The organism is Acinetobacter sp. YH01010 (assembly GCF_013420775.1).
GTDB classification, from domain to species: Bacteria; Pseudomonadota; Gammaproteobacteria; order Pseudomonadales; family Moraxellaceae; genus Acinetobacter; species Acinetobacter amyesii.
Genome location: NZ_VOYF01000023.1, coordinates 1 through 24,024, shown reverse-complemented (window position 1 = coordinate 24,024; position 24,024 = coordinate 1). Strand labels below are relative to the sequence as shown.

The window sequence follows — 24,024 nt, the reverse complement described above, 5'->3', positions numbered from 1 at the left end:
TTGTCTTTTATACGTAATTTAAGGGTTTTCATGTACTTATATTAACAATCAAAACTCAAGGAAAATAGTCCTTAGTTAAATCAAACGACACTTCATGTCGTGTCGCTTATATCTCTGACCTGAAGGACAGAGTTTTACGCTCCATTTGATAAAATAAGAAAAATTTATGAAGTATTGACTCTTATCCTATTTGATTAATTGCATGATTTAATGCCATTTTTACACCCTTAAAACTTTTACCATTTGGTAAATTTACATGTAAAGTCATGTAATTAGTTTGAATAAAATATTTTTAAAAGAGATTAAATCTTCTAAAAAACAAGAGTATGATGTGCACAATTTATCTATTGAGTGCTCATTTTATGTCCAATTGGTTTCCCAAATGGCGCCCGTACGAAGGCAATATTGATGCACGTCCTGTCGGTACAAATGAGTACCTACCTCCGGTGCAAAGTGTTGTATTGGGGATACAGCATGCCTTTGCAATGTTTGGTGCAACGGTTCTTGCACCATTCTTGATGGGTTTTGATGCCAATCTTGCAATTTTAATGTCGGGCATCTGTACCATCTTGTTCTTCTTTATGACTGGTGGTCGTGTACCAAGTTATCTGGGCTCAAGCTTTGCCTTTATTGGTGTGGTCATTGCCGCAACAGGTTATGCAGCGTCAGGTACTGGCGCAGCAAATGCCAATATCGCATTGGCTGCTGGCGGGATTATGGCCTGCGGTATTTTATATGCCATTTTTGGTTTTATCGTGATGGCAACGGGTACCCGTTGGATTGAAAAACTTATGCCGCCTGTCGTTACAGGTGCAGTGGTGATGATCATTGGTCTCAACCTTGCCCCAGTGACCATTAAAGGGGTTGCCGGTAATAACTTTAATATGTGGATGGCATTAGTCACTGTACTGTGTATGGGTTCGATTGCAGTGTTCACCAAAGGTTTATTACAACGTCTATTACTCTTAGTTGGCCTTCTACTCGCTTACTTGGTGTATTACATCATTTCCAATGTCATGGGTCATGGCACACCAATCAACTTCGTTCCAGTACAAGATGCAGCTTGGTTTGGTGTTCCGCACTTCCATTCACCGGTCTTTGACTTCAATGCCATGCTGATCATTGCACCGATTGCGTTGATTTTGGTTGCAGAAAACCTTGGGCACATCAAAGCTGTGGGCGCGATGACAGGTGAAAACCTCGATCCGCACATTGGTAAAGCCTTCGTTGCAGATGGTGTTGCGACTACACTTTCAGGCGGTGTCGGCGGTCCGGGTATGACCACTTATGGCGAAAATATTGGTGTGATGGCAGTAACGCGTGTTTACTCGACCATCGTGTTTGTATTTGCAGGTGTATTCGCCATCTTCCTTGGTCTTTCTCCAAAGTTTGGTGCGATTATTCATACCATTCCGCAAGCCATTTTGACAGGTGCATCGATTGTTGTATTTGGTCTAATTACCATTGCAGGTGCGAAAATTTGGATTGAAAACAAAGTTGATTTTTCAAAAAACAAAAACCTGATGGTGGCAGCAGTCACGATTATTTTAGGTACAGGTGACTTTGCACTTCAATTCGGTAACTTCAACTTAGGTGGTATTGGTACTGCTACATTTGCAGCGCTGATTTTGAATTGGTTCTTTAGCTTGGGCGATAAATCAGAATAAGCCTCCAAAGCATTTAAAAAAGAATACAACATTCATTTGAAAAGCGGCCGAAAGGTCGCTTTTTTTTATAGCTGCTCTTTCGGTAAGATAAGGCATTAGCCAAGGAATACACCATATGCGACTGGATTTGTTCGACCTCCAATTGGTGCTGCACATTGTAGACAGCGGCAGTCTGACCAAAGGCGCTGCTCGTTCTGCCATCTCGCTACAAGCAGCCAGTGAACGGATTAAAAAACTCGAACAGCATTACCGCACAGCCCTGTTCACTCGCCAAGCCAAAGGGGTCAAACTGACTCTTGCCGGTCAAACCTTGGTTGAACATGCACAGCGCATCTTAGGTGAGGGGCAACAATTAGAACACGCGATGCTGCCCTTTGCCCATGGGCTAAGTTCAAATATGACCTTATGGTGTAATTCATCTGCACAAAGTGAATATTTACCGGTCTTGCTACCACGTTATTTGCTAGAAAATCCCAACACACAAATTGAGCTGCATGAAGCCGAGTCTAAAGACATCATTGCAGCGATTGAACAAGGCAATGCACAACTAGGTCTAATTTCGGGTTTCTTTAAATCCGAAAAGTTACAAACACTTGAGTTTGCAGATGATCCTTTGGTACTGATTTGTCCTATAACTCATGAATTGGCCTCGACACTTAGCGTCAAACCCGCAGAGATTTTAAATTATCCCTTTGTCGGTTTGATGCAATATCATTCCTTGCAACAATCGATCGAGGCACAAGCCAAATTATTCGGCTGTGAAATTCAGTATCGGCTGCGTTTGCCGAACTTTGCCGCGATCGCCCAAGTGGTGGCGAATGGTGTGGGCATTGCCATCATGCCAAAATGTGCGGCCGGACGATTAATCAGTTTATATGCCTTTGCCCAAGTTGAGCTCAGCGGTGAATGGGCCAATCGAAAACTGCTCCTCACCGCACGTAATTTTGATGATTTACCCTTAAATTATCAGCATTTCAGTCAGTTTCTACTGTCACAAAAATCTGCTTTGGATAGCTAAGTCTAGGCTTTAAATCACGCCAAACTGGTGCAGCATCATATAGCTACCGAGGGCAATCAACCCGATAAAAAACACCTTACGGAATTTTTGTTCTGGAATGCGGTAACGGATTTTTTTCCCTGCCCACATACCAATGAGCGCTGGAATTAGTACCATGGCTGACATCGCATAATCAATCGGAAGATCTTCCACAGGATTTTGCTGTAAGAACACTGCCAAACAAATAGTTGATGTGGTAAAGGCCAAACCGAGTGACTGAACGAGATCATCGCGTTTGAGCTGCAAACCTTGCAAATATGGCACCACAGGGATCACCACCACACCTGTCGCAACAGTCAGCGCTCCACCAAGATAACCGATCATTGGAGATAGCCATTTTTCATGTGGTGCAAAGTTCGGCAAGCTTTTGGCACAAAGCCCATACAGTCCGTATAGTGCCAACATGCCCCCCAGTAAAGCTTCACTTTTAAATTCACCATGTCCTAAAGTTGGAAAAATACTCCAAATTGAACCGACGATAATCCCAAGTAACAAGGGCCAAAAGCGTTGAATTAGGCGCAATACCTGCCCTTCAGCAAATAGTTGCCAAAAGTTGGTGACCATAGATGGAATGATTAATAATGTGGCTGCCTGAAATGGACTGATCACAATGGTAAGTAAGCCCATCGATACCGCAGGCAGGCCTAACCCAATCGTGCCTTTAATCAGACCTGCAATTGCAAAAACTGTGATGACGAACCAAATCATGGCGAAACTCGCTGAAGAATTGGTTCTATGCTATGCAATTCAGGCGCTTTGAAAAATCAGTGTTTTTGGAATAGAGCCTCAATAAAAAGTTGAGGCTAGGTTATAGCGTCTAAAGCAGATAGCGTAGATGGGCTAAACAAACTCTTCTGATTTTGAATAAGTTATAAGCGTATTGGTTGAATAGTAATATAAAAACCGTTCCAATATGCTGTTTACTGGAACGGTTTTCAATAAGATATTGATACTTATAGTAAAATTTCAAGAATTTCGTATAACGTGTATTATGTTAATTTTAGTAGAACTTTAAAAATGAAAAAATTAGAAATTATCTTTTTCGTAATTTTAATTCTAATTATTTTATGGGGCATACAATGGATGTTTCATGGCTTTCCAACAGGAAATTAAAATCATACTTCGCATCAAAATAAATAGTGTTATATTTCAAAAGGTTATGTTATAAAAAATCGGTGGCGAAAACCCAAAAAACCGACTTGTTTCCAAGCCGGGTTTCTACTGATTTTTTAACTTTTTATTTTGCCCACAAAAATAGCACCCAAATAACGAGTTTTATTTGCCATTTGTTGTGCTATTTCTTGCTCAAGACAAATAGGTCAAAATTTTAATCCAGAAATTCGGAAATTTCCTCAGCAGTTGTTCTCGCGGTCCTTGAAACACCCACCAGCGTTGCTGAACCAGGTCCAGTCCATTCACCATATCCTACTAACCATAGGTTGGGTTGTTTTACTGATCTTGTTCCTTCAACCAGTATCGTATTATTTTCCTCTACTATTCCAAGTGGCTTTAAATGGTCTAAAGTCGCTTTAAATCCAGTACACCAAATCACTGCATCAACCTGTTGAAAAGATCCATCTTCCCAAATCACGCCATCTTCTGTAAAAGCCGAAAACGGGCGCTCACTATGTAAAACTCCTCGTGAACGTGCATCTTTGACTGAATCAATCATGACAATATCACCTAGACCGCCAACAGGCTGATCTATTGTGCCGCCTTCTAATTTTGCCTTTAAACGCTCTGTCGCACGTAAAAATAGTATACGGCCATCAACATCATCTGCTAAAAATTGAGGAGGTGTTGGCGTGATCCAAAGAGTGTCTGCCACTTGGGAAACTTCAGCCAAAATTTGTGCTCCGGAATTTCCACCACCGATAATCATGACGTGCTTATCTTTAAACGGTTCTGCATTTTGATAATGGGCGGAGTGTAATTTCAGCCCTTTAAAATTTTCTTGGCCCGGGTAAGATGGGATATAAGGATGACTCCAGGTGCCCGTTGCACTGACTACAGCCTTGGCTTTCCATAACTGTTCACCTGCATGCACACTCAATGCCTCTCCTTCGCTTTTGACGTGATCAACATATATAGGACGAATAATCGGAAAGTGGTAACGCTGCTCATATTGCTGCAAGTATTCAATAACTTCTTTCTTGGTCGGATACGTTTGTTCTGTATTCGGCATAACCCAACCTGGTAAGGAACTCCAGCTATTCGGTGAAAATAGACGCAAAGAATTCCAGGCATGTAACCAGGCTCCACCTGCTTGATTTTGATCATCTAAAATAATGAATGGTATTTTTTTTCGCTTTAAAAAATAAGCCGTAGATAAAGCAGCCTGCCCACCACCGATAATGATCACATCCGTTTCATTCTGTTTATGATTCAAAGCCCTTTCCCCTTTCATTTTTCTTTAATATAAAAAACCAGTTGCCGGAGCAACTGGTTTTTTATATTAAATTTCAATAACTCAATTTACTTATTTTTTTCAATTAACTCAGCTATTGCTGGAGCTTCTAATACTTTACCGCTTGAGACAATTTTATCATTAATGACTAGACCAGGCGTACTCATCAAACCTGCTTCAGCAATCTTAATTATGTCCGTGACATACTCAATTTCAGCTTGTACCCCACTGCTTTTCACTGCTTTTTCTGTCGCTGCTAGTAAAGCCTTACATTTATGACAACCTGTACCCATAACTTTAATCTGCATTTCTAATCTCCTGAGACTGCTTTTTTATATAAAGAACTGACCAACTAAATTTAGACTATATCCAATGATTAAAACACCAACAAAAACAATCGCGACAAAAAGGCTGAGCAATTGTTTCTTCACGACCTGTTTTAACAAAATTAACGATGGCAGAGAAAGCGCTGTCACCGCCATCATAAAGGCCAAAACTGTACCTAAGCCCACACCTTTAGCTACCAATGCTTCTGCGATAGGTAAAGATCCAAATATATCTGCGTACATCGGCATGCCGACCACAGTCGCAACAAGCACTGAATACCAATGGTCTTGCCCTAATAAGGCAGTAATCCACTGCGTTGGAATCCAGTTATGAATCGCAGCACCAATACCGACACCGATCAAGACATAGATCCAAACTTTCCGGAAGATTTCGACCACCTGCTCCCAGGCAAATTCGCGACGCTCTTTCGCGGACATTTTAAAATTTTCATCATCTTGCACCGCATTATTGTGCGTTACAAATTCAGCGACATACCTTTCCATTTTGAAAAAGCTGATGAGTGAACCACCTAGGACTGCCAGAATCAGACCAAGTACCACGTAGATCATGGCAATTTTCCAGTTGAAGATACTCGCGAGTAAAATAATGGAAGCTAAATCGACCAAAGGAGAGGAAATCAAAAAAGAGAATGTTACGCCGACAGGTAAACCGGCCCGAGTAAAACCAATAAAGATAGGAATAGATGAACATGAACAAAATGGGGTAATGGTTCCCAGTAAGGCACCCATGATATTGGCTTTAATCCCTTTCATGCGTCCCAGAATTTGTCGGGTTCGTTCTGGAGGGAAATAGCTCTGGATATACGACAGTGAATAGATCAGGACACTTAAAAGTATAAAAATTTTAATGACATCATAGATAAAAAAATGCACGCTGCCACCGACTTGCGTGGCAATCGATAAACCTAAGATATTTTCAACGAACCAGGCAACTCCATCTGATAGCCATGTCATTTTCAACAGGACGCTATTTAACCATGCAAAGATTGCAATAATACTGTCCATTTAAATCCCCCTAACCTTGGCCGACTAAAAGTGTTTTAGTGAATGAATAGAGCTGTTCGGTACAAGGGATATTTAGTGAATAACGCATCCAGCGTCCATCTTTTCTTCCCTTGACTAGACCTAATTCAGTCAGACACTTCATATGATGGGAGAGCGTAGATTGCGTAATTGATAAATTTTTCAATAGTTCACAGGCACAACATTCACCTGAATGCAGTGTTTGTAAAATTTTAACCCGCGTTTCATCGGTTAAAGCTTTATATAAATTACAGGCCTGAAGATTGTTCAATCTACACTATCCTTAAATGGCTCTAATGTAACCAGTATGTAAATCATATTGATTATTGTCAATGTGACATGGGAAATAAAAAAAACCATTTTTCAGGGCCTTCACAATAAATTATGTTTTTATTTTAAATACTTACCATTTTCCCCAATAATGAATTTTCCATCTTCTTTAAAAAAAGTACCTAACTGTGCCAAAGGAATATCTAAAACCACTTAGGATGGACGATACAAAATATAGGGTTTCTTCACGTACTACTAAATGTCAGATGTCTATGAAACATGATATTTATGGTTCATCTCACAATGTTCAGCATAATCGATTGATTCTAGCTGTACAGTCACATGATTGAGATCAAAATGATGATGCAAAAATTCGGTAATTTCTGCGATCACGGCATCTGACGTGTGCTGAAATAAAAGTGATTTTCTCACTTAAGATTTACACACCACTTATAAGCATGAATATTCAACTAAAGAGGATTCTATTTAACATAATAGAGGTTATACGAAATGCTTTTGTAAGCCCAAAGTAGAAATGTCCGGTTTCTCCAAAGTAAAAATGTCCGCTTTTAGAATATGCGCTTTTGCGATTATCGAAGCGGACGGTTTGATATGTTGGTGTCTATGTCGGATAAAGAACTTAAACGATTGTCGGTCTTGCAAGAAATCTGCGATCAACGCATAACTCAACCTCAGGCTGCTCAGCTACTTCATATCTCAGAACGTCAGATCAGACGCTTACTGCAGAAATACAAAGCTCAAGGTCCCGCTGCATTAGCCCATGCCGCTCGTGGCCAAATCAGCAATTCTAAACTTCCTGAAGAACTCAGACTTAAGTGTCTCAATATTGTTTCAGATCAACTTTATGGTTTCGGACCCACTTTAGCGCATGAAAAGCTCACCACTGTTCATGGATTTGATATTTCAGTGGAAACACTACGTTCTTGGATGATTGCAGCCGATTTATGGATCCCTCGCTGCAAGCGCCTGAAACGACCATATCAGCCTCGTTATAACCGAGATTGTTATGGTGAATTGATCCAAATTGATGGCTCACACCATGATTGGTTTGAAGGCCGTTCTGCCAAGTGCTGCCTACTGGTATTTATCGATGATGCCACAGGAAAATTGCAGCATTTACGCTTCTGTGCGTCAGAGTCAGCCTTTGACTATATGATTTCGACACGTTTATATATCGAACAGCATGGTAAGCCATTGGCATTTTACAGTGACAAACATTCAGTTTTTAGGGTGAATCAAAGTAGCAAGAAAGACACCAAGATTACCCAGTTTGGACGTGTTCTGAGCACTCTCAATATCGATATCATTTTTGCTAACTCCCCTCAAGCCAAAGGTCGTGTAGAACGAGCGAATAGAACACTTCAGGATCGTCTGATTAAGGAGATGCGTCTAGAAGGCATCAAGTTCAATTGCAGATGCCAATAAGTGGCTGCCGTGCTTTATTGAGCAATTTAATCGTAAATTCGCCAAGATGGCTTTTAATTCCAAGGATCTACATCGGCCTATCGCTGAAACAGCCGAAGAATTAGATGATGTTTTTACCTGGCGTGAACCCCGCAGGGTCACGAACAGCTTGACGATTACTTATGATAAATGCGTATATATCTTGGAAAACAGCGAAGAAAATCAAAGATTGGGCGGCAAGTATCTTGAGTTCCTGGAATATCCGGATGGTACTGTAGCCATTGAATATCAGGGAAGAAAAATCAATTACAGCATCTTTGATAAATTAAGTCAGCTCAACCAGAGAGAGATCGTTGAGAATAAACGTTTGGGTTCTGTGCTGGCACATATTCAACAACAGCATGAACAACTGGAACACCAAAACAAACGCAATCGTTCTCAAAAGATGCCACGTAGACAAGCACAGAAAACAGCGATTGAACAACGAAATCTAAATCCTGTGCTTGACTTGGAAATGTCCATATAGGACATTTCTATTTGGTTATTAGGTAGGACATTTCTACTTGGGAATAACATCAAATCCGCCCTAACTATGGGCGGATTTCTTTCAACTCACGTTGAATAAAATGCTGAATCATATCGCGGTATAAACGTTCCACAATATCTGCATTTACACCGTGCTCTGTGGCTTGTAGACGAATTTTACTAATCACCGCTTCGACACGTTCTGGTGATTGAACATCCTGTACTGAACGCTTAAAACGCACCGCTTGATCGACATAAAACTGACGTGCAGCAATGAGCTCAATAATTCCCTGATCAATCACATCAATCTGTGCGCGGGCTTGCTCTAATGACTCAACTTTTTCTTTCTTCATCTTCTCTGGCTTCACTTTCAGCGGTGTTTTCACTTTTATACTTCTCTTCTAACACATTACTGAAAATACTTTCAATCATCCAAACGCGATATAAACTATTAAATACATAGCTTTGACCTGCAATACGTAATTCTAAAACAGGAAAATCGGGCTGTGACTTCATCTCACAGTGCATATCATTTTCTTTTAATTTTTCAGCAATATCCTCAGTGATCAGTTCAGAAATCTCTAACTCATACTGTAAAGCCTGAAAATGTGCTTTGAAGGATAAATCACGCCCTTTGGTCCATACAGCCTCCAAAATGCGATACATCGCATCAATACGCTGCTCTTCGGGCGCACTGTAGTAAAGCTGTGACATAGCTAATGTCGCAGCTTCTGTAGGCCGGCAAAATGGCGTGAACTTAACTTCGGTCCGTTTAGACAGACGTGTTGCCAAACTCCAGTCAAACAAATCACGACCGTGATACGACAATGGATACACATTCAACTGAATATTATAATAGTCCGCCAATTCCTCACGAATATAAGCCAACAGTAACCATGAAATCGGATCTTCCATCGCGATGTAGAGATCAAGCTCAGGATCGAGTCCCTGAATTTCATTCAACTCTTCTGCATCACTGATCAGGTGCTCACGCCATTCAATATGATTGATCATAAAGATCGGGTTATCTGTCAGGAGTTTTTGTTGTTTTAAACGGCGCGTTAAACGCAGTAAATCATCTACAGCATGGTACTTACGTTCACCAAACTCAAAATAGCCCGATAAAATCGGGGTATCGGTAAAGATACGTTCAGGAAAATCTTGAGCTTTATGATGACGGCTGGCCATCGCATACAGTGTTCTCAGCTTGCCATACTGCTTTTGCCACAGCATGTGGAACACATCTTCAAGTAAATAAAGAAAATCTTGGCCGCGTAATGGCGTATTTTTTAGAATAATTTCGGCTTGTTCTAAAGCTTCGGCGGTCGGTTGTTCAGGTGTTTCATGAAAACTAAAACGATGCTGCCGCGCTAAAATTTGGGCATCATTCAGACAATATTGTTGCCATTCTATCGATGACATTTGATTAGGAGGTTCAGCACTCTGACGACAAATAATCACTTTCAGTGGTTTAATTTCATCACTGAGAATTTCTTCTAATTGAGGCAGTTGCTGCGCAGCCAAATAGCTATAAACATCATCCAGTCGAAGATAAACACTCAGACCTTGTTCCGTGGGTAACACCGCTTGTCGGGTCGGTTTCTGATAAAACCAACTCGATCGGATTGGATCGAACCAACGGCGTAACAGTGACATGCGTTTTTTGCCTCAAAATGATGAATTGTACCGAACCTGCCAGCACATGCTTAAAATTCAACTTCTATTATGAAGCTGTTTTAAATGAGATATAAGCCTTGTGCAAAACTTATATCAAGTCAGGGCTGAATGTTCAATGTTTAACAATGGATTAGACGTCTAGATTTAGGTCAGTCACCGCACCTTTTTCCGCACCAGAGGTCAACTTGGCAAATTTAGCCAAAGCGCCGTGGGTATAGTTTGGTTTCGGTTTGACCCAGGCCGCGCGACGTGCAGCAATTTCATCCTCAGCCACATGCCAAGTCATTTCACGGGTTTCAGCGTTAATTGAAATTTTATCGCCGTTTTTAACCAAGCCAATTGGGCCTCCTTCATAGGCTTCTGGTGTCACATGCCCAATCACAAAACCATGGCTGCCGCCCGAGAAACGCCCATCAGTCAACAGTGCAACAGATTGGCCTAGACCTTTACCAATAATCGCTGAAGTCGGTTTTAACATTTCCGGCATACCCGGCCCGCCTTTCGGCCCAACACCGCGGATCACCACCACTTCACCTTCTTGTACTTCGCCATCTAAAATACCGCGCATGGCACCCTGCTCACCCTCAAATACCCGCGCAGGCCCCTCAAAATACAGCCCTTCTTTACCGGTAATTTTAGCCACTGCACCCGTCGGCGACAAATTTCCTTTGAGTACCACCAAATGTGAATCCTTTTTAATTGGCGCATCAAACGGCAAAATAATTTGCTGTCCTTCAGGATAATCCTCTACATCGGCTAAGTTTTCCGCCAAAGTTTTGCCCGTAACGGTGAGGCAAGAACCGTCGAGCATGCCGGCATCCAGCATGCGTTTCATGAGCGGCTGAATGCCGCCAATGGCAATCAGTTCCGACATTAAATATTTACCCGATGGGCGCACATCGGCCACCACAGGAATATCTTTGCCAATACGCACAAAATCATCCAAAGACAGTTCCACGCCTGCGGTATGCGCCATGGCAATCAAATGCAGTACGCCATTGGTTGAACCGCCTAAAGCAATCAGCACTTTAATCGAGTTTTCAAAAGCGGCTTTGGTCATAATGTCGCGCGGCTTAATATCGAGACGCAGCAGGTTCATCACGGCTTCACCTGCGCGTTGGCAATCTTCAATTTTATCTGCTGAAACTGCTTCCTGCGCCGATGAACCTGGCAAGCTCATGCCTAAGGCTTCAATCGCTGAAGCCATCGAATTGGCCGTATACATACCGCCGCACGAACCCGGCCCCGGCAGCGCGACTTCTTCAATCTGCTTCACTTGAATTTCATTGATTTCGCCTTTGGCGTGCTGACCGACTGCTTCAAATACCGAAATCATATCGGTATGCCCTGCTCCGGGTTTGATGGTGCCACCATAAATAAACAGGCTCGGACGGTTTAATCGCGCCAAACCCATGATACAGCCTGGCATATTCTTGTCGCAGCCGCCTATGGCAATTACGCCATCATAGGCCTGACAGCCCAACACAGCTTCAATGGAATCGGCAATGATTTCCCGCGATAGCAATGAATACTTCATGCCTTCTGTACCGTTGGAAATGCCGTCAGAAATGGTGATGGTATTGAAAATAATGCCTTTCCCGCCTGCAGCATTCACCCCACTTTCAGCTTCACGCGCCAAGCCATCAATATGCATATTACACGGCGTGACATTGGCCCAAGTCGAAGCAATACCAATAAATGGGCGTTTAAAGTCTGCATCTTGGAAGCCCGTGGCACGCATCATGGAACGTGCAGGCGCATTCTCTATGCCTTCATAAACAGGAGCAGAATGTTCGCGGATATTATTTTTACTCATTGTTGTTCCTTGGCGATGGCTGATTTTGGCTTCAGCTTTGGCGGGTTCTTTTAAATTTATTGTATAGAAAGCGCTCGGCATGTAAAAGAAATTACATCTCAACAAAAAAGATTTTTAGCGCATGCAATACCATTCAATCACATGACAAAGCGACATGGATGTCGCTGTTTTCCTGTATGGCAGGGATGCCATATCAGGAGAACAAAAGATTTTTGTTACTTTTGATCTTTCAAAAGTAAGGGATTGCCTACACAAAGCCATATAAATTATAGCTACTATTCGAGGCTGTCTTTTTTAGAATTTTAATGACATCAACTAATTATTAAATTTTATTTAGTTGCTTCAAGAAACATTATTTTTAATCAGATTAATAAATCTATAACTTAGAATTATTGTCCCATTATTTCATTTAAAAGCTGATTACAGCGGAGTCTTATCCTATAAAAGCTAATTTTCGGAGCACGTATGCTACTTTTGTTTTGGCAAAAGTAACCAAAACCATTTGTCATCCGCAAAACTCGGCAACTGTTTGCAACTAAAAAAATGATCGCAGAAACATTCACTTTTAAATTACCGTTTGCCTCAGACAGTTGCGGATGACATTTCCTCGTATCCAATGCAAGTTATGTAGATGTAAATTAAAAAAGCACCCCATGTGGAGTGCTTTTTAATTAAACATCTAAAGTTTAGATTTCACGTACTGCGCCTTTCGCCGCACTCGTGGTATGCATTGCATACGCTTTCAATGCTTTCGAAATTTTGCGTGGACGCTCTTCAACTGGATGCCAACCTTTGGCTTCTTGCGCTGCACGGCGAGCGGCCATGGTTGCTTCATCAACAGCAAGGTTGATGGTACGGTTTGGAATATCAATTTCGATTAAATCGCCATCTTCCACCAAACCAATTGCACCACCTTCTGCTGCTTCAGGTGAAACGTGACCAATAGACAGGCCTGACGAACCGCCCGAGAAACGACCGTCAGTCAATAATGCACATTCTTTGCCTAGACCTTTCGATTTTAAGTAGCTGGTTGGGTACAACATTTCTTGCATACCCGGACCACCACGTGGGCCTTCATAGCGAATCACAACCACATCACCGGCTTTGATTTCATTGCCCAAGATCGCCTCTACTGCTGAATCTTGGCTTTCAAACACACGTGCAGTACCGTTGAATTTCAAGATTGAATCATCTACACCCGCAGTTTTTACGATACAACCATCGAGCGCAATGTTGCCGTAAAGCACAGCTAAGCCACCGTCTTTCGAGAACGCATGTTCAGCATTACGGATCACGCCATTTTCACGGTCACCATCTAGTCGTTGGTAATATCGATCTTGTGAGAATGCAGTTTGCGTTGGTACACCGCCCGGCGCTGAACGGAAGAATTGGTAAACGTCTTCATTTTCAGTACGGATAATGTCCCATTTATCTAAAGCATCTTTTAAGCTTGCTTCGTGAACAGTACCTACAGATGTGTCCAATAAGCCTGCACGGTCTAATTCACCGAGAATGGACATGATACCGCCAGCACGGTGTACATCTTCCATATGTACGTCGTTTTTCGCAGGTGCAACTTTACATAGAACAGGCACTTTGCGAGATAAACGGTCAATGTCATCCATCGTGAAATCAACACCCGCTTCATTGGCAGCCGCCAACAAGTGTAGAACGGTATTGGTTGAACCACCCATCGCGATGTCTAAAGTCATGGCATTTTCATACGAGGCTTTGGTCACCATTTCACGTGGCAATACGCTGTAATCATCTTGTTCATAATGACGTTTAGCCAATTCAACAATTAAAGAGCCTGCGCGTTCGAATAATTTTTTACGGTTTGCATGTGTTGCCAGTGTAGAACCGTTACCCGGTAAAGACAGGCCCAATGCTTCTGTTAAGCAGTTCATTGAGTTTGCGGTGAACATACCTGAGCATGAACCACAAGTTGGGCATGCAGAGCGTTCGTATTCTGCTACTTCTTCATCGGTATAGTTGTCATCTGCAGCCACAATCATGGCATCAATTAAGTCGATGGCTTTGTCGTTACCACGGATTTTAACTTTACCCGCTTCCATTGGACCACCAGAGACAAATACCACTGGAATGTTCAAACGCATTGCCGCCATCAACATCCCTGGAGTAATTTTGTCACAGTTGGAAATACATACCATGGCATCGGCACAGTGTGCGCTCACCATGTATTCAACAGAGTCTGCAATCAAGTCACGTGAAGGCAATGAATACAGCATACCGTCATGACCCATCGCAATACCGTCATCAACCGCAATGGTATTGAACTCTTTGGCTACACCGCCTGCTTGCTCAATTTGACGCGCCACGAGTTGACCAAGGTCTTTAAGATGAACGTGACCCGGTACAAATTGAGTAAATGAGTTCACGACGGCAATAATTGGTTTACCAAAGTCTTCATCTTTCATACCAGTTGCGCGCCATAAGCCGCGCGCACCCGCCATATTTCTTCCGTGTGTCGATGTTTTTGAACGATAGTCAGGCATTTTATATTTCCAACAAAGTTTGAGCTTGAAATGAATCCTACAGATTCACTCTGGCTAAATCATACTGACAATGATGTAAAATCAGTCGAATTTTAAACCTATCATACACCAAGCCATTGTTTTTAAAGATGGCTTTTTAAGCTGAGATTTGGGCAGATGGGTCTATCAATAAAAACGAGTGATTTGACGACAAAAATCTTTTAACTGAAATCTACTATACCGCCATCAATGGCTGCACAATACAAAACTTTCATGAATAATTTTTAAATTTTATATAAATATAATTTATTTAAAAATTGCAAATTTGCGATTTTGGGTTATGAAATCATTGAGCTTGGACAGCTTCAAAGTTGCAAAAATCAATTTCTAATGTTCTAAATTACGCATTAATCATTTGCTATAATCCACATATTCAACACAGATTCGGTTCATTCATTTTGAAAATCATCTTTGCCGGTACGCCAGAATTTGCCGCAACAGCACTAGCTGCATTGCTCAACACACAACATGAAATTGTTGCGGTATACACTCAACCTGACCGCAAAGCTGGACGTGGACAAAAACTCACAGCTTCTGCCGTAAAGCAATTGGCTTTAGAGCACCATCTTCCTGTTTACCAACCCCTTCATTTCAAATCATCGACTGAAGAAGGTTTAGCCGCACAAGCGGAATTAAAGGCCTTAAATGCCGATGTTATGGTGGTTGCAGCCTATGGTTTGATCTTGCCGCAAGTCGTGCTAGATACCCCGAAATATGGTTGCCTGAATATTCATGGTTCATTGCTGCCACGTTGGCGCGGTGCAGCACCGATTCAACGTGCCATCGCAACAGGTGATATTGAAACAGGTGTCACCATTATGAAAATGGCAGCCGGACTAGATACTGGCGACATGATGTATAAAACCATCTGCCCGATTGAAGCAACGGATACCTCTGCAACTTTGCATGACAAACTTGCAGAGCAAGGTGCAACTGCAATTGCTGCCGTTTTAGACACTGAACAAACATTGCAGCAATATTTAGACAGCCGTGAAGTTCAAGACGAAGCATTAACAGTTTATGCACATAAGCTATCAAAAGCTGAAGCAAAAATTGATTGGTCCATCGATGCCGTACAAATCGATCGCAACATCCGTGCCTTTAATCCGTGGCCGGTAGCATTTATTCAGTTAGATGAACAAAACAATTTACGCGTTTGGCATTCTGAACTTTCTGCTGCGTCTGCACCGAATGCTCAAGCAGGTGAAATCATTGCCATCGATAAAAAAGGCATACACGTTGCCTGTGCCAATGGCAGCGTGATTATTTTGACTTCTTTGCAATGGCCGGGTGCTAAACCACTCAACCCTGTACAAATTTTACAAACCCAAAAATTGACTATTGGACAAATTTTATAATGAAGCAATCTCCCAACGCCTCGACCCGAGACCTTAATTTACGTGCTCAGGTAGTGAAGACGTTATTGGCTGTCCAAAATGGTCAATCGCTGCAATCGGTACTCGCGCAGCAAATGAATATCGTGTCAGATAAAGACCGTGCGTTATTCCATGAATTGGTGCTTGGTTGTTTACGTCAATGGTACGCATTGAAACAACTGACTTTACCATTACTGTCTAAACCTGTAGATAACCAAGTGGTTGAAACCTGTTTATACCTTGGTTTGTATCAATTGTTGTGTACCCGTGTCGCGGCTCACGCTGCAATTTCTGAAACGGTGGAAGCTGCAAAACAATTGGGTATGGGAAGTCTAAGTGGCTTAATCAACGCAATTTTGCGCCGTGCAACACGTGAAACAGAACAGTTCTACGACGTACTTGAACAAGCCACCAATTTACCAAGTTGGTTAACCAAACGTCTGAAAAAAGACTGGGGTGAACAATTTGACGAGCTCAGCTATGAGCTTAAACAAATTGCGCCACTGACTTTACGTGTCAATACACGCCAAGTGAGCCGTGATGAATACCTTGATATTCTGGAAGATGAAGGCATCGATGCACATCGTTGTGAACTCTCTAATGTCGGTATTGTGATGGATGAAAGTCTACATATTCCAAGTTTGCCGGGCTTTGAAGCAGGTGGTTTTTCGGTACAGGATGAACATGCTCAGCTGTGTGCAACACTCTTACCAAATCTCGATGGTAAATTTGTGATTGATGCTTGTGCTGCGCCCGGTGGTAAAACTGCACACATTTTAGAGACCTTCCAACCGAAGAAACTCATCGCACTCGACCAAGATGAAAAGCGCCTGAAACGTGTAGTTGAAAACCTTGATCGTTTGGTTCTCGATGGTAAACATGTCGAAATCCAAACTGCCGATGCCATCACTTACACTGTTCCTGAGCTTGCTGATTGTATCGTGCTCGATGCGCCATGTACTGCTGTCGGTGTAATGCGTCGTCATCCTGACATTCGTTTACTACGTCAATCGGGCGACATTGCGAAAACAGTAGTATTACAAAAGCAAATTTTGGAAAACATGTGGAAGCAACTTAAAGTTGGCGGTACGCTGCTTTACATCACTTGCTCGATTTTAAAAGCTGAAAATGAACAGCAAATGGTTGAGTTCTTTGCCAATCATGCCGATGCCCAAGAAATTAAAATTGAAGCAGATTGGGGAGTTGAACAAATCCATGGTCGTCAACTTTTCCCGAAAGTGGGTTATGGCGATGGCTTCTATTATTGCCGTATAGTAAAAACGGCCTAAATCAATAAACACCTTTTTAGATGTAAACAATCATAAAAAATGCCCGATGATTTCATCGGGCATTTTTTTCGTCATTCTAAATTTAATCTTCAGCTTCGTCAGGATTTTTCACCAAATGAATCGTCGCTAAAAGTAAACCACCCCATAGCAAAACAATTGATAAAATCATCATGATCATTGCAGATGTATTCATATTAATTCTCCTCTGGACCTTTGTCTTTACACAAGCTTAATAGAACAGAACCCAATACAAAGAAGGCCAATACCGAACCACCCACCAACCAAAGTGTCGTTGCAGGATAACCGCCATAACCTTCAGTTGCGACAGCCTTAATCGTCAATACAAGTGCAACCAATAATGAAATTGGGGTGATCACGGTCAATAAGAAATTCCAACCTTGACCCAACTTGATACTTGAGTATTGATTTGCATGCTCTTGTAATTGTTTCATCAATGGACGATGGAACCACGACACCAAAATAATAGAGAGTAAACCACCACCCACGATCCCAATGTTATTGGCAAAGTAGTCAATGATATCAACAAAAGTAATGGCACTTTGTGTAGAGAATAAAAGTGTAGATACGATTGCTGAACCGCCCGCAACAATCGTTACAGCTTTATTTTTTGACCAACCCAATTTGTCTTGAAACGCTGCAATTGGCACTTGCAAGATACTCACCATAGAGGTAATCCCTGCAACCACCAACGAAGCAAAGAACAAGAAGCCAAACAAATCACCGCCTGCCCCCATACTCGAAATGATTTTCGGGAAGGCAATAAAGGCTAAACCAATACCACCAGATACTACTTCTTTTACAGGTACACCTGAACTTTGTGCCATGAAACCAAGTGCTGCAAAGACGCCAATACCCGCTAAGATTTCAAATGATGAGTTGGCTAATGCAACGACTACACCTGAACCGGTTAAGTTGGTTTTTGCTTTTAAGTAAGACGCATAGGTCAACATGATCCCGAAACCAATCGATAACGAGAAGAAGATATGACCAAAGGCTGCTAACCATACTTTATAGTCGGTCATCGCTTCCCAGTTTGGCGTAAAGAATGCATTTAAGCCTTCTGCCGCACCCGGTAGACGCAATGCTTGAATGACTAAAATGCTAAATAACACGATCAATAACGGCATAAAAATTTTATTGGCAAGTTCTACACCACGACGTACACCGCCATAGAGAATGAACATCACCACAGCCCAAACAATGACTAAACCAACAAATAAAGTCGGAACAAAACCAAATGTTAAGCCATCACCATTTTGTAGATAGGTTTTAAAGAAAAAGCTTTCCGTATCTGAGCCCCATTGTTGTCCAATGGCGTAATACATGTAACTACCGGCCCATGACAATACGCTGGCATAGTAGATCCCGATGATGAGTGTCACCATCACTTGCCACCAGCCTAATGCCTCACTGTTCATAAGTTTTTTATATGCAGTTGGCGGTGCTTTTCGGAATTTATGCCCCACTGCATAATCTAAGAACAATAAAGGCAAACCCGCTGCAAAAATTGCAATTAAATAGGGAATTAAAAATGCACCGCCACCATTTTCATACGCCACGTAAGGGAAACGCCAAATGTTTCCCAAACCTACAGCGGAACCAATAGCGGCAATGATAAATCCTGATCGTGCCGACCAGTTTTCACGATTATCTGACATAGAACACCTAAACCTCAGGCATCTTTAACTGCTGCTTGTTATGGTTATATCGCGAGCAAAAAAAGAACCATAAAAATAAAATTCTGGGTGTTTGATCTGGTGAGATACCTTGTGAGCGTCTATACCAAATTGCAAACAGAAAAATCACATGCGCATTTTGGTTAAAAACACCACAAATAACTTTCCCTTTGTATGAATTAACAATACTCACTTTTTTTAAGTTTTTCTGTAATTTCTACGGCAAATATTCCATTTTTATAATGTGTTTAGGCTTAAATGTTCATTTAATCAGCTTATTTTTCATACAATTTAAGTTATTAATAATATAACTTTTAGGAATATTTTATTTCCAATTAAATTTTTAAAGTTATTTCACTCGATAATGTCCGGTAATTTGATAGGCATGCAAAAGATCTTCTTCCTGTGTGCCCTCTCCTATATTATGGATGATCAGCGGAACCCCGCTACCTTTCATTTTACGATCTGAAACCACACCGATATGCACTAAACCACGCCCTAAGTCCCAAGTGACAATATCACCTGCCAAATACTGCTTATCTTTGACTACATAGCCCTGGCGTTGCATCCAGGTTTGAATATTGGGAACACGCCGATGATCAATATTTTTATCAGTACTTTTTAAGCCCCATTTTTGTGGATACTGCTTAAAATTGGCTTTCATATCTTCATGAATGGTTTGTTGTAAATCAATCCCTTGCTGTCGTAATGCACGAATTACCACGTCGGTACAAACACCCTTGATTAAAGGGACATCTCCCATTGGATAACGCAGTGCAGTATACGCAGGATCATAATATAAGGTTTTCCCAATTTGACTGCGTGCATCCGTCACCATTTGAGTGGCGTTAAAGGCAAAGACAGCCATATTCACGGTCATCAAACTGACCAATAATAAAATTCGTTTCATTTTTCTTATTCACTTTAGATTTTTTGAAATGATTCAAAAACTGGGCTTCGAACAGATCCATACTGAACCAAGCCCAAGTTTAAACTGCTACAGTTTTATCGCCAATACGCGTTCTTCTTGCATATCTCGAATGGCAGACTGAATCCCTTCACGACCTAAGCCAGAATCTTTTACGCCACCATATGGCATGTTATCAACACGGAAAGATGGAATGTCATTAATAATCACTCCACCGACCTCTAAGTGATTCCACGCATACAACATTTTATTCAAATTTTGCGTATAGATGCCCGCCTGTAAACCAAAACGGCTGCTATTAATTTTGGCGATACCTTTTTCAAAGTTTTTGTATTTCTCTAAAATCGCTACAGGGCCAAAGATTTCATCTTTATACACTTCTAGCGATTCATCGACATTTTCTAATAAAATTGGATCGAGCAAAGCCCCCTGATGTTCACCACGAACCAAAGCTTTAGCTCCTTTTTTGACTGCTTTATCGACCCATTTATGCACGCGTGTTGCTTCTGCTTCCTTAATCATTGGACCGACCATGGTGCTTTCCAACTGTGGATCATCCGCTTTAAGCTGCTTCATTCTCGCCACGAGTTTTTTCTTCACATCGGCATAGATATCGGCATGCACCAAGATGCGTTGAACACTAATACACACCTGCCCTGCATGGTTATACGCCCCACCGACTAAGCGTTCAATAAATGCCGCTGAAATTTCAGTATCAGGCTCAACCAATACAGCAGCGTTGCCACCGAGTTCCAAAGTCACTTTTTTACGCCCCGCACGCGCTTTCATATCCCAGCCGACAACATCGGAACCGGTAAAGCTGAGCAGTTTAAATCGGTCATCTGTTACCAAGACATCTGCATGTTCACGTGGACAAGGTAAAACTGAAAAAGCACCTTTAGGTAAATCCGTTTCTGCCAAAACTTCCGCAATTTTTAAAGCTGAAATAGGCGTCAAACTTGCAGGCTTCAAAACAAATGGACAGCCTGCGGCAATGGCAGGTGCAATTTTATGCGCAGTCAGATTGATCGGAAAATTAAACGGGCTGATCAAGGATACAGGGCCTATCGGCACATGTTTGACCATGCCTTGATAGCCAGATGCCGCTGCAGTAACCGCCAATGGGATCATGCGACCATCATCCATCTGTGTGACAGCATCGGCAGCAATTTGAAAGGTATTAATTAAACGTTCAACTTCAGCAGCTGCGGCTTTACACGGTTTTCCACCTTCCGCAATTAAAATTTCAGTCAATTCTGCACGCATTTCATTAAAACGTTTAACACAGTGCAGTAAAATTTTTTGTTTTTGAAAAGGTTCCAATGCCGCCATTGCAGCACTAGATTTGACCGCTGAATCAATGGCTTTTTCAATGGTTGCAGCATCTGCGAGCGCAACGCGTGCATATACGTCTTGGGTATATTTTTGATTCACTTCTAACCACTGATCGGTAGTCGCTGCTTTACCTGCAACATAGAGCGGATAATCTTTTATATCTTGTACGGCTTTGGACATGACGATATTTCCATGATCTTGAGACATTATTGATAAATGTGAATAAATCTATGCCTCTATCATGCGCTGACTGAGCACAGAGTTCACTATATTTAAGTAACAAAATGAACCACAAGCGTCAAACTCAGCTACCTAAATGCCTTGAATATTAACCCCTATTTTCAGATCTCTGCTTGCACTGAAAAACGTATGATCGAGTCTCTATATAACGATGAAATTAAATTAGAAGAGCTGTTTAAAAATATTAAATCTCATTATTTATCAATTTTTTAATAAATCATTCAACCTAAATTCAATGATAAAATTTATGAGTACAACATAAAAAAGCCCATCAAATAACGGGCTTTTTTAAATCTAAATTTTAACTATACGAACGCTGTGTTTTGACTGTAGCCTTATTCACATTTTCTAGAGCGGCAACCTCTTCATCCGTTTGCGCTTTGCGAATAAAGAACACTGCAATCGCTGCGATGACTACTGGAATTCCTACGGCCATAAAGTTAATTTGATGTGGCAATTCTTGTGATAATAAATAGCCGATCAGAATAGGGCCAACAATCGCACCTGTACGACCGACTGCAGATGCCCATCCAATACCTGTCGAACGTACAGACAACGGATAGTACTGTGCAACATAGCTATACAGCAAGATTTGCGAACCAATTGCCGATGCACCTGCGACAGCAACCAAAAGATAGATCACAGGCTGTGGTGAATTAAAGCCGAGTAAAGATAGTGCCACAGCACCTGCAAGACATAATGTAATGATCACCGGTTTTAAGTGGAATTTGTCCGCTAAAATACCGCCGCCAATCGTACCAATTACGGCACCAATATTCATCGCCAATAGGAAGGTCAAACTGCTACCTAATGAATAACCTGCGGCCATCATTAGTTTTGGTAACCAACTGCCTAATGCATAAAGGGTTAATAGACACATAAAGAAACACAGCCAAAATAACATCGTACTTACGCCACGACCTTGCTTATACAACGCTTTAACAGACGTTCCACCCGGAACCGCAACTTCAGTCAGTTCCAGTTGAGTATTTGCAGTCACGGTTTGTTCAGGTGCAATGGTTTGAATCATACGACGTGCTTCATCATGACGATTCACCTTCACCAAAAATGTGAGCGATTCAGGTAAAAATTTCCAAGCAAATGGCAACAGTAACAGTGGAATACCCGCAATGAAGAACATGATTTGCCAACCATAATCCGCAGTAAACCATGAACCAAAGAGAGCCGCCATGATGCCACCCATTGCATAACCACTGAACATGGTGGTCACTAAAGTACTGCGTAGATGCTTAGGTGCATATTCAGATGTCAATGCCACAAGGTTCGGTAATACCCCACCAATGCCAAGTCCAGCAATAAAACGTAACGCGCCAAATTCCGTTGGATTTGATGCAAAACCGCCTAAAAATGTGAATGTACTGAATAAAAATACACAAATCATGATAACTTTTTTACGGCCAATCCTATCAGCCAAAGTACCAAACATCATGGCACCAAACATCATCCCTGCAAGTGCTGTACTCGCTAGCATACCTGCCTGAACAGCTGTTAATCCCCAATCTTTCATCAATAAAGGCAGCGCAACACCATTGATCGCTAAGTCGTAACCATCAAATAAAATAAGAATTAGACACCACATCATGATGCTGAAATGCGATTTTGTGAACTTAGCGTTATCGACAACGCTATTCACATTCATTGTGCTTGTAGACATTGAACCTCACCTCCAATTGTGAGTTTTATTTTTCGCTACAATGCCGTTTTTGACTGTAAATTGTCCAAAATTACAAAGGTATAGACCCATACCTTTCAGATATATCCATGTTGTTTGGGAATAAAATGTCATAAAAACTCGGATATTTTTGAAATATTTATACATAAAAAAGTCGATGGACTGTGGGTCTAGTTTTTATAATGATTAATTTTCAATGTGTTACTAGAAGCTAAATCACAATCAGACGATAGATTATTTGATATGAAAATTGTCAGAATAAAACTCAAATTTTATAGAAAAAAACCAGACTCTACGATCTAGGTCGTAGATTTCTAAATCATAAGGCATCAGCCATCACTTAAGTCGATAATTAGGCATTTAAACTGTTGTTTTAGCTGACTTACATTCAGGTTTTCCGACATTTTTAAGCTGAGAATTCCTTCAATTGATGATTTTTAAATGCGTTTATTGTCTAATAATCATCCATGTTTAAATAATTCAAGCCACAATCTATCAATATTTTTATCATCTCCCTGTTTTATGCTTCTGCTTATCTTCTTTTCCCCTTTTCTCCACACATAAAAAAACACCCCCAACGTTTAAGTTGGGGGTGTTTCGAATAATGAGCTGGCGATGACTTACTCTCACATGGGTAACCCCACACTACCATCAGCGCTAAGAGGTTTCACTTCTGAGTTCGGGAAGGGATCAGGTG

At 41.5% G+C, this 24,024-nt stretch carries 18 protein-coding genes, 1 rRNA gene and 1 pseudogene; 5 read left to right on the top strand and 15 right to left on the bottom strand.

What is annotated here, in order from left to right:
- The first annotated feature begins 362 nt into the window (after positions 1–362).
- Both FTT77_RS15450 and FTT77_RS15445 read left to right on the top strand, forming a co-directional pair.
- Positions 363–1,667, top strand: a complete 1,305-nt coding sequence (locus FTT77_RS15450) for a solute carrier family 23 protein (protein WP_180109521.1) — start codon at positions 363–365, stop codon at positions 1,665–1,667.
- Positions 1,668–1,782: 115 nt separating this feature from the next.
- Positions 1,783–2,685 (top strand): LysR family transcriptional regulator, encoded by a 903-nt coding sequence (locus FTT77_RS15445; protein WP_180109520.1) that lies wholly within the window; start codon positions 1,783–1,785, stop codon positions 2,683–2,685.
- A gap of 9 nt (positions 2,686–2,694) precedes the next feature.
- Here the strand turns inward: FTT77_RS15445 and FTT77_RS15440 are convergent, their stop codons facing one another.
- The 5 genes from FTT77_RS15440 to FTT77_RS15420 form a co-directional block, all read right to left on the bottom strand.
- Positions 2,695–3,432 (bottom strand): sulfite exporter TauE/SafE family protein, encoded by a 738-nt coding sequence (locus FTT77_RS15440; protein WP_180109519.1) that lies wholly within the window; start codon positions 3,430–3,432, stop codon positions 2,695–2,697.
- Between the two features lie 619 nt (positions 3,433–4,051).
- Positions 4,052–5,113 carry an ArsO family NAD(P)H-dependent flavin-containing monooxygenase gene (locus FTT77_RS15435; RefSeq protein WP_020846547.1) on the bottom strand — a complete coding sequence of 354 codons (1,062 nt, stop codon included), beginning with the start codon at positions 5,111–5,113 and terminating at the stop codon, positions 4,052–4,054.
- Positions 5,114–5,199: 86 nt separating this feature from the next.
- A complete protein-coding gene (locus tag FTT77_RS15430; protein ID WP_180109518.1) occupies positions 5,200–5,439 on the bottom strand; it encodes a thioredoxin family protein in 240 nt (79 codons plus the stop codon).
- A 24-nt stretch (positions 5,440–5,463) separates the two neighbouring features.
- The gene (locus tag FTT77_RS15425) at positions 5,464–6,483 is read right to left on the bottom strand and encodes a permease (RefSeq protein ID WP_180056120.1); all 1,020 of its coding nucleotides are present in this window, start codon (positions 6,481–6,483) and stop codon (positions 5,464–5,466) included.
- Positions 6,484–6,493: 10 nt separating this feature from the next.
- Positions 6,494–6,772, bottom strand: a complete 279-nt coding sequence (locus FTT77_RS15420; protein WP_004871185.1) for a metalloregulator ArsR/SmtB family transcription factor — start codon at positions 6,770–6,772, stop codon at positions 6,494–6,496.
- 623 nt (positions 6,773–7,395) lie between these two features.
- Between FTT77_RS15420 and FTT77_RS15415 the strand changes: the two are divergent.
- Positions 7,396–8,722, top strand: a pseudogene (locus FTT77_RS15415) (ISNCY family transposase).
- Between the two features lie 64 nt (positions 8,723–8,786).
- Here FTT77_RS15415 and FTT77_RS15410 read toward each other — a convergent pair.
- From FTT77_RS15410 to ilvD (FTT77_RS15395), 4 genes are all read right to left on the bottom strand, one after another.
- Positions 8,787–9,074, bottom strand: coding sequence for a chorismate mutase (locus FTT77_RS15410; protein ID WP_078191648.1), 288 nt, complete (start codon positions 9,072–9,074; stop codon positions 8,787–8,789).
- Positions 9,055–10,377 carry a hypothetical protein gene (locus tag FTT77_RS15405; protein WP_180005355.1) on the bottom strand — a complete coding sequence of 441 codons (1,323 nt, stop codon included), beginning with the start codon at positions 10,375–10,377 and terminating at the stop codon, positions 9,055–9,057. The genes FTT77_RS15410 and FTT77_RS15405 overlap by 20 nt, the downstream gene beginning before the upstream one ends.
- A gap of 151 nt (positions 10,378–10,528) precedes the next feature.
- Positions 10,529–12,214, bottom strand: a complete 1,686-nt coding sequence (gene ilvD / locus FTT77_RS15400; protein WP_180009589.1) for a dihydroxy-acid dehydratase — start codon at positions 12,212–12,214, stop codon at positions 10,529–10,531.
- Positions 12,215–12,900: 686 nt separating this feature from the next.
- Positions 12,901–14,730 carry a dihydroxy-acid dehydratase gene (gene ilvD, locus FTT77_RS15395; RefSeq protein WP_111885144.1) on the bottom strand — a complete coding sequence of 610 codons (1,830 nt, stop codon included), beginning with the start codon at positions 14,728–14,730 and terminating at the stop codon, positions 12,901–12,903.
- Positions 14,731–15,167: 437 nt separating this feature from the next.
- Here ilvD (FTT77_RS15395) and fmt point away from each other — a divergent pair, with 437 nt between their 5' ends.
- Positions 15,168–16,127 (top strand): methionyl-tRNA formyltransferase, encoded by a 960-nt coding sequence (gene fmt, locus FTT77_RS15390; protein ID WP_180005357.1) that lies wholly within the window; start codon positions 15,168–15,170, stop codon positions 16,125–16,127.
- Positions 16,127–17,434, top strand: a complete 1,308-nt coding sequence (rsmB, locus tag FTT77_RS15385) for a 16S rRNA (cytosine(967)-C(5))-methyltransferase RsmB (protein WP_180026227.1) — start codon at positions 16,127–16,129, stop codon at positions 17,432–17,434. The genes fmt and rsmB overlap by 1 nt, the downstream gene beginning before the upstream one ends.
- Before the next feature lie 82 nt (positions 17,435–17,516).
- On the opposite strand, the gene FTT77_RS15380 is transcribed toward rsmB, so the two are convergent.
- The 6 genes from FTT77_RS15380 to rrf form a co-directional block, all read right to left on the bottom strand.
- The gene (locus FTT77_RS15380) at positions 17,517–17,627 is read right to left on the bottom strand and encodes a methionine/alanine import family NSS transporter small subunit (protein WP_180005359.1); all 111 of its coding nucleotides are present in this window, start codon (positions 17,625–17,627) and stop codon (positions 17,517–17,519) included.
- Between the two features lies 1 nt (position 17,628).
- Positions 17,629–19,113: a sodium-dependent transporter gene (locus FTT77_RS15375; protein WP_180026228.1), complete on the bottom strand. Its 1,485-nt coding sequence runs from the start codon at positions 19,111–19,113 to the stop codon at positions 17,629–17,631.
- Between the two features lie 367 nt (positions 19,114–19,480).
- Positions 19,481–20,011 carry a DUF1287 domain-containing protein gene (locus tag FTT77_RS15370; RefSeq protein WP_373685143.1) on the bottom strand — a complete coding sequence of 177 codons (531 nt, stop codon included), beginning with the start codon at positions 20,009–20,011 and terminating at the stop codon, positions 19,481–19,483.
- A gap of 117 nt (positions 20,012–20,128) precedes the next feature.
- On the bottom strand, positions 20,129–21,574 hold the full coding sequence (locus tag FTT77_RS15365; RefSeq protein WP_180022914.1) for an aldehyde dehydrogenase family protein: 1,446 nt from the start codon (positions 21,572–21,574) through the stop codon (positions 20,129–20,131).
- 361 nt (positions 21,575–21,935) lie between these two features.
- Complete coding sequence (locus FTT77_RS15360; RefSeq protein ID WP_180026230.1) at positions 21,936–23,309, bottom strand: MFS transporter; 1,374 nt, start codon at positions 23,307–23,309, stop codon at positions 21,936–21,938.
- Positions 23,310–23,934: 625 nt separating this feature from the next.
- Positions 23,935–24,024 (bottom strand): 5S ribosomal RNA (gene rrf / locus FTT77_RS15355); the annotation flags it as partial.

Bases quoted from the DNA above. Each gene is read 5' to 3' on its own strand.
- rsmB (WP_180026227.1), top strand. From the start codon at position 16,127: ATGAAGCAATCTCCCAACGCCTCGACCCGAGACCTTAATTTACGTGCT.
- FTT77_RS15370 (WP_373685143.1), bottom strand. From the start codon at position 20,011: ATGACCGTGAATATGGCTGTCTTTGCCTTTAACGCCACTCAAATGGTG.
- FTT77_RS15450 (WP_180109521.1), top strand. From the start codon at position 363: ATGTCCAATTGGTTTCCCAAATGGCGCCCGTACGAAGGCAATATTGAT.
- FTT77_RS15410 (WP_078191648.1), bottom strand. From the start codon at position 9,074: ATGAAGAAAGAAAAAGTTGAGTCATTAGAGCAAGCCCGCGCACAGATT.
- ilvD (WP_180009589.1), bottom strand. From the start codon at position 12,214: ATGAGTAAAAATAATATCCGCGAACATTCTGCTCCTGTTTATGAAGGC.
- FTT77_RS15440 (WP_180109519.1), bottom strand. From the start codon at position 3,432: ATGATTTGGTTCGTCATCACAGTTTTTGCAATTGCAGGTCTGATTAAA.
- FTT77_RS15405 (WP_180005355.1), bottom strand. From the start codon at position 10,377: ATGTCACTGTTACGCCGTTGGTTCGATCCAATCCGATCGAGTTGGTTT.
- FTT77_RS15365 (WP_180022914.1), bottom strand. From the start codon at position 21,574: ATGTCCAAAGCCGTACAAGATATAAAAGATTATCCGCTCTATGTTGCA.
- FTT77_RS15430 (WP_180109518.1), bottom strand. From the start codon at position 5,439: ATGCAGATTAAAGTTATGGGTACAGGTTGTCATAAATGTAAGGCTTTA.
- FTT77_RS15375 (WP_180026228.1), bottom strand. From the start codon at position 19,113: ATGTCAGATAATCGTGAAAACTGGTCGGCACGATCAGGATTTATCATT.
- ilvD (WP_111885144.1), bottom strand. From the start codon at position 14,730: ATGCCTGACTATCGTTCAAAAACATCGACACACGGAAGAAATATGGCG.
- FTT77_RS15360 (WP_180026230.1), bottom strand. From the start codon at position 23,309: ATGTCTACAAGCACAATGAATGTGAATAGCGTTGTCGATAACGCTAAG.
- FTT77_RS15425 (WP_180056120.1), bottom strand. From the start codon at position 6,483: ATGGACAGTATTATTGCAATCTTTGCATGGTTAAATAGCGTCCTGTTG.
- FTT77_RS15380 (WP_180005359.1), bottom strand. From the start codon at position 17,627: ATGAATACATCTGCAATGATCATGATGATTTTATCAATTGTTTTGCTA.
- FTT77_RS15445 (WP_180109520.1), top strand. From the start codon at position 1,783: ATGCGACTGGATTTGTTCGACCTCCAATTGGTGCTGCACATTGTAGAC.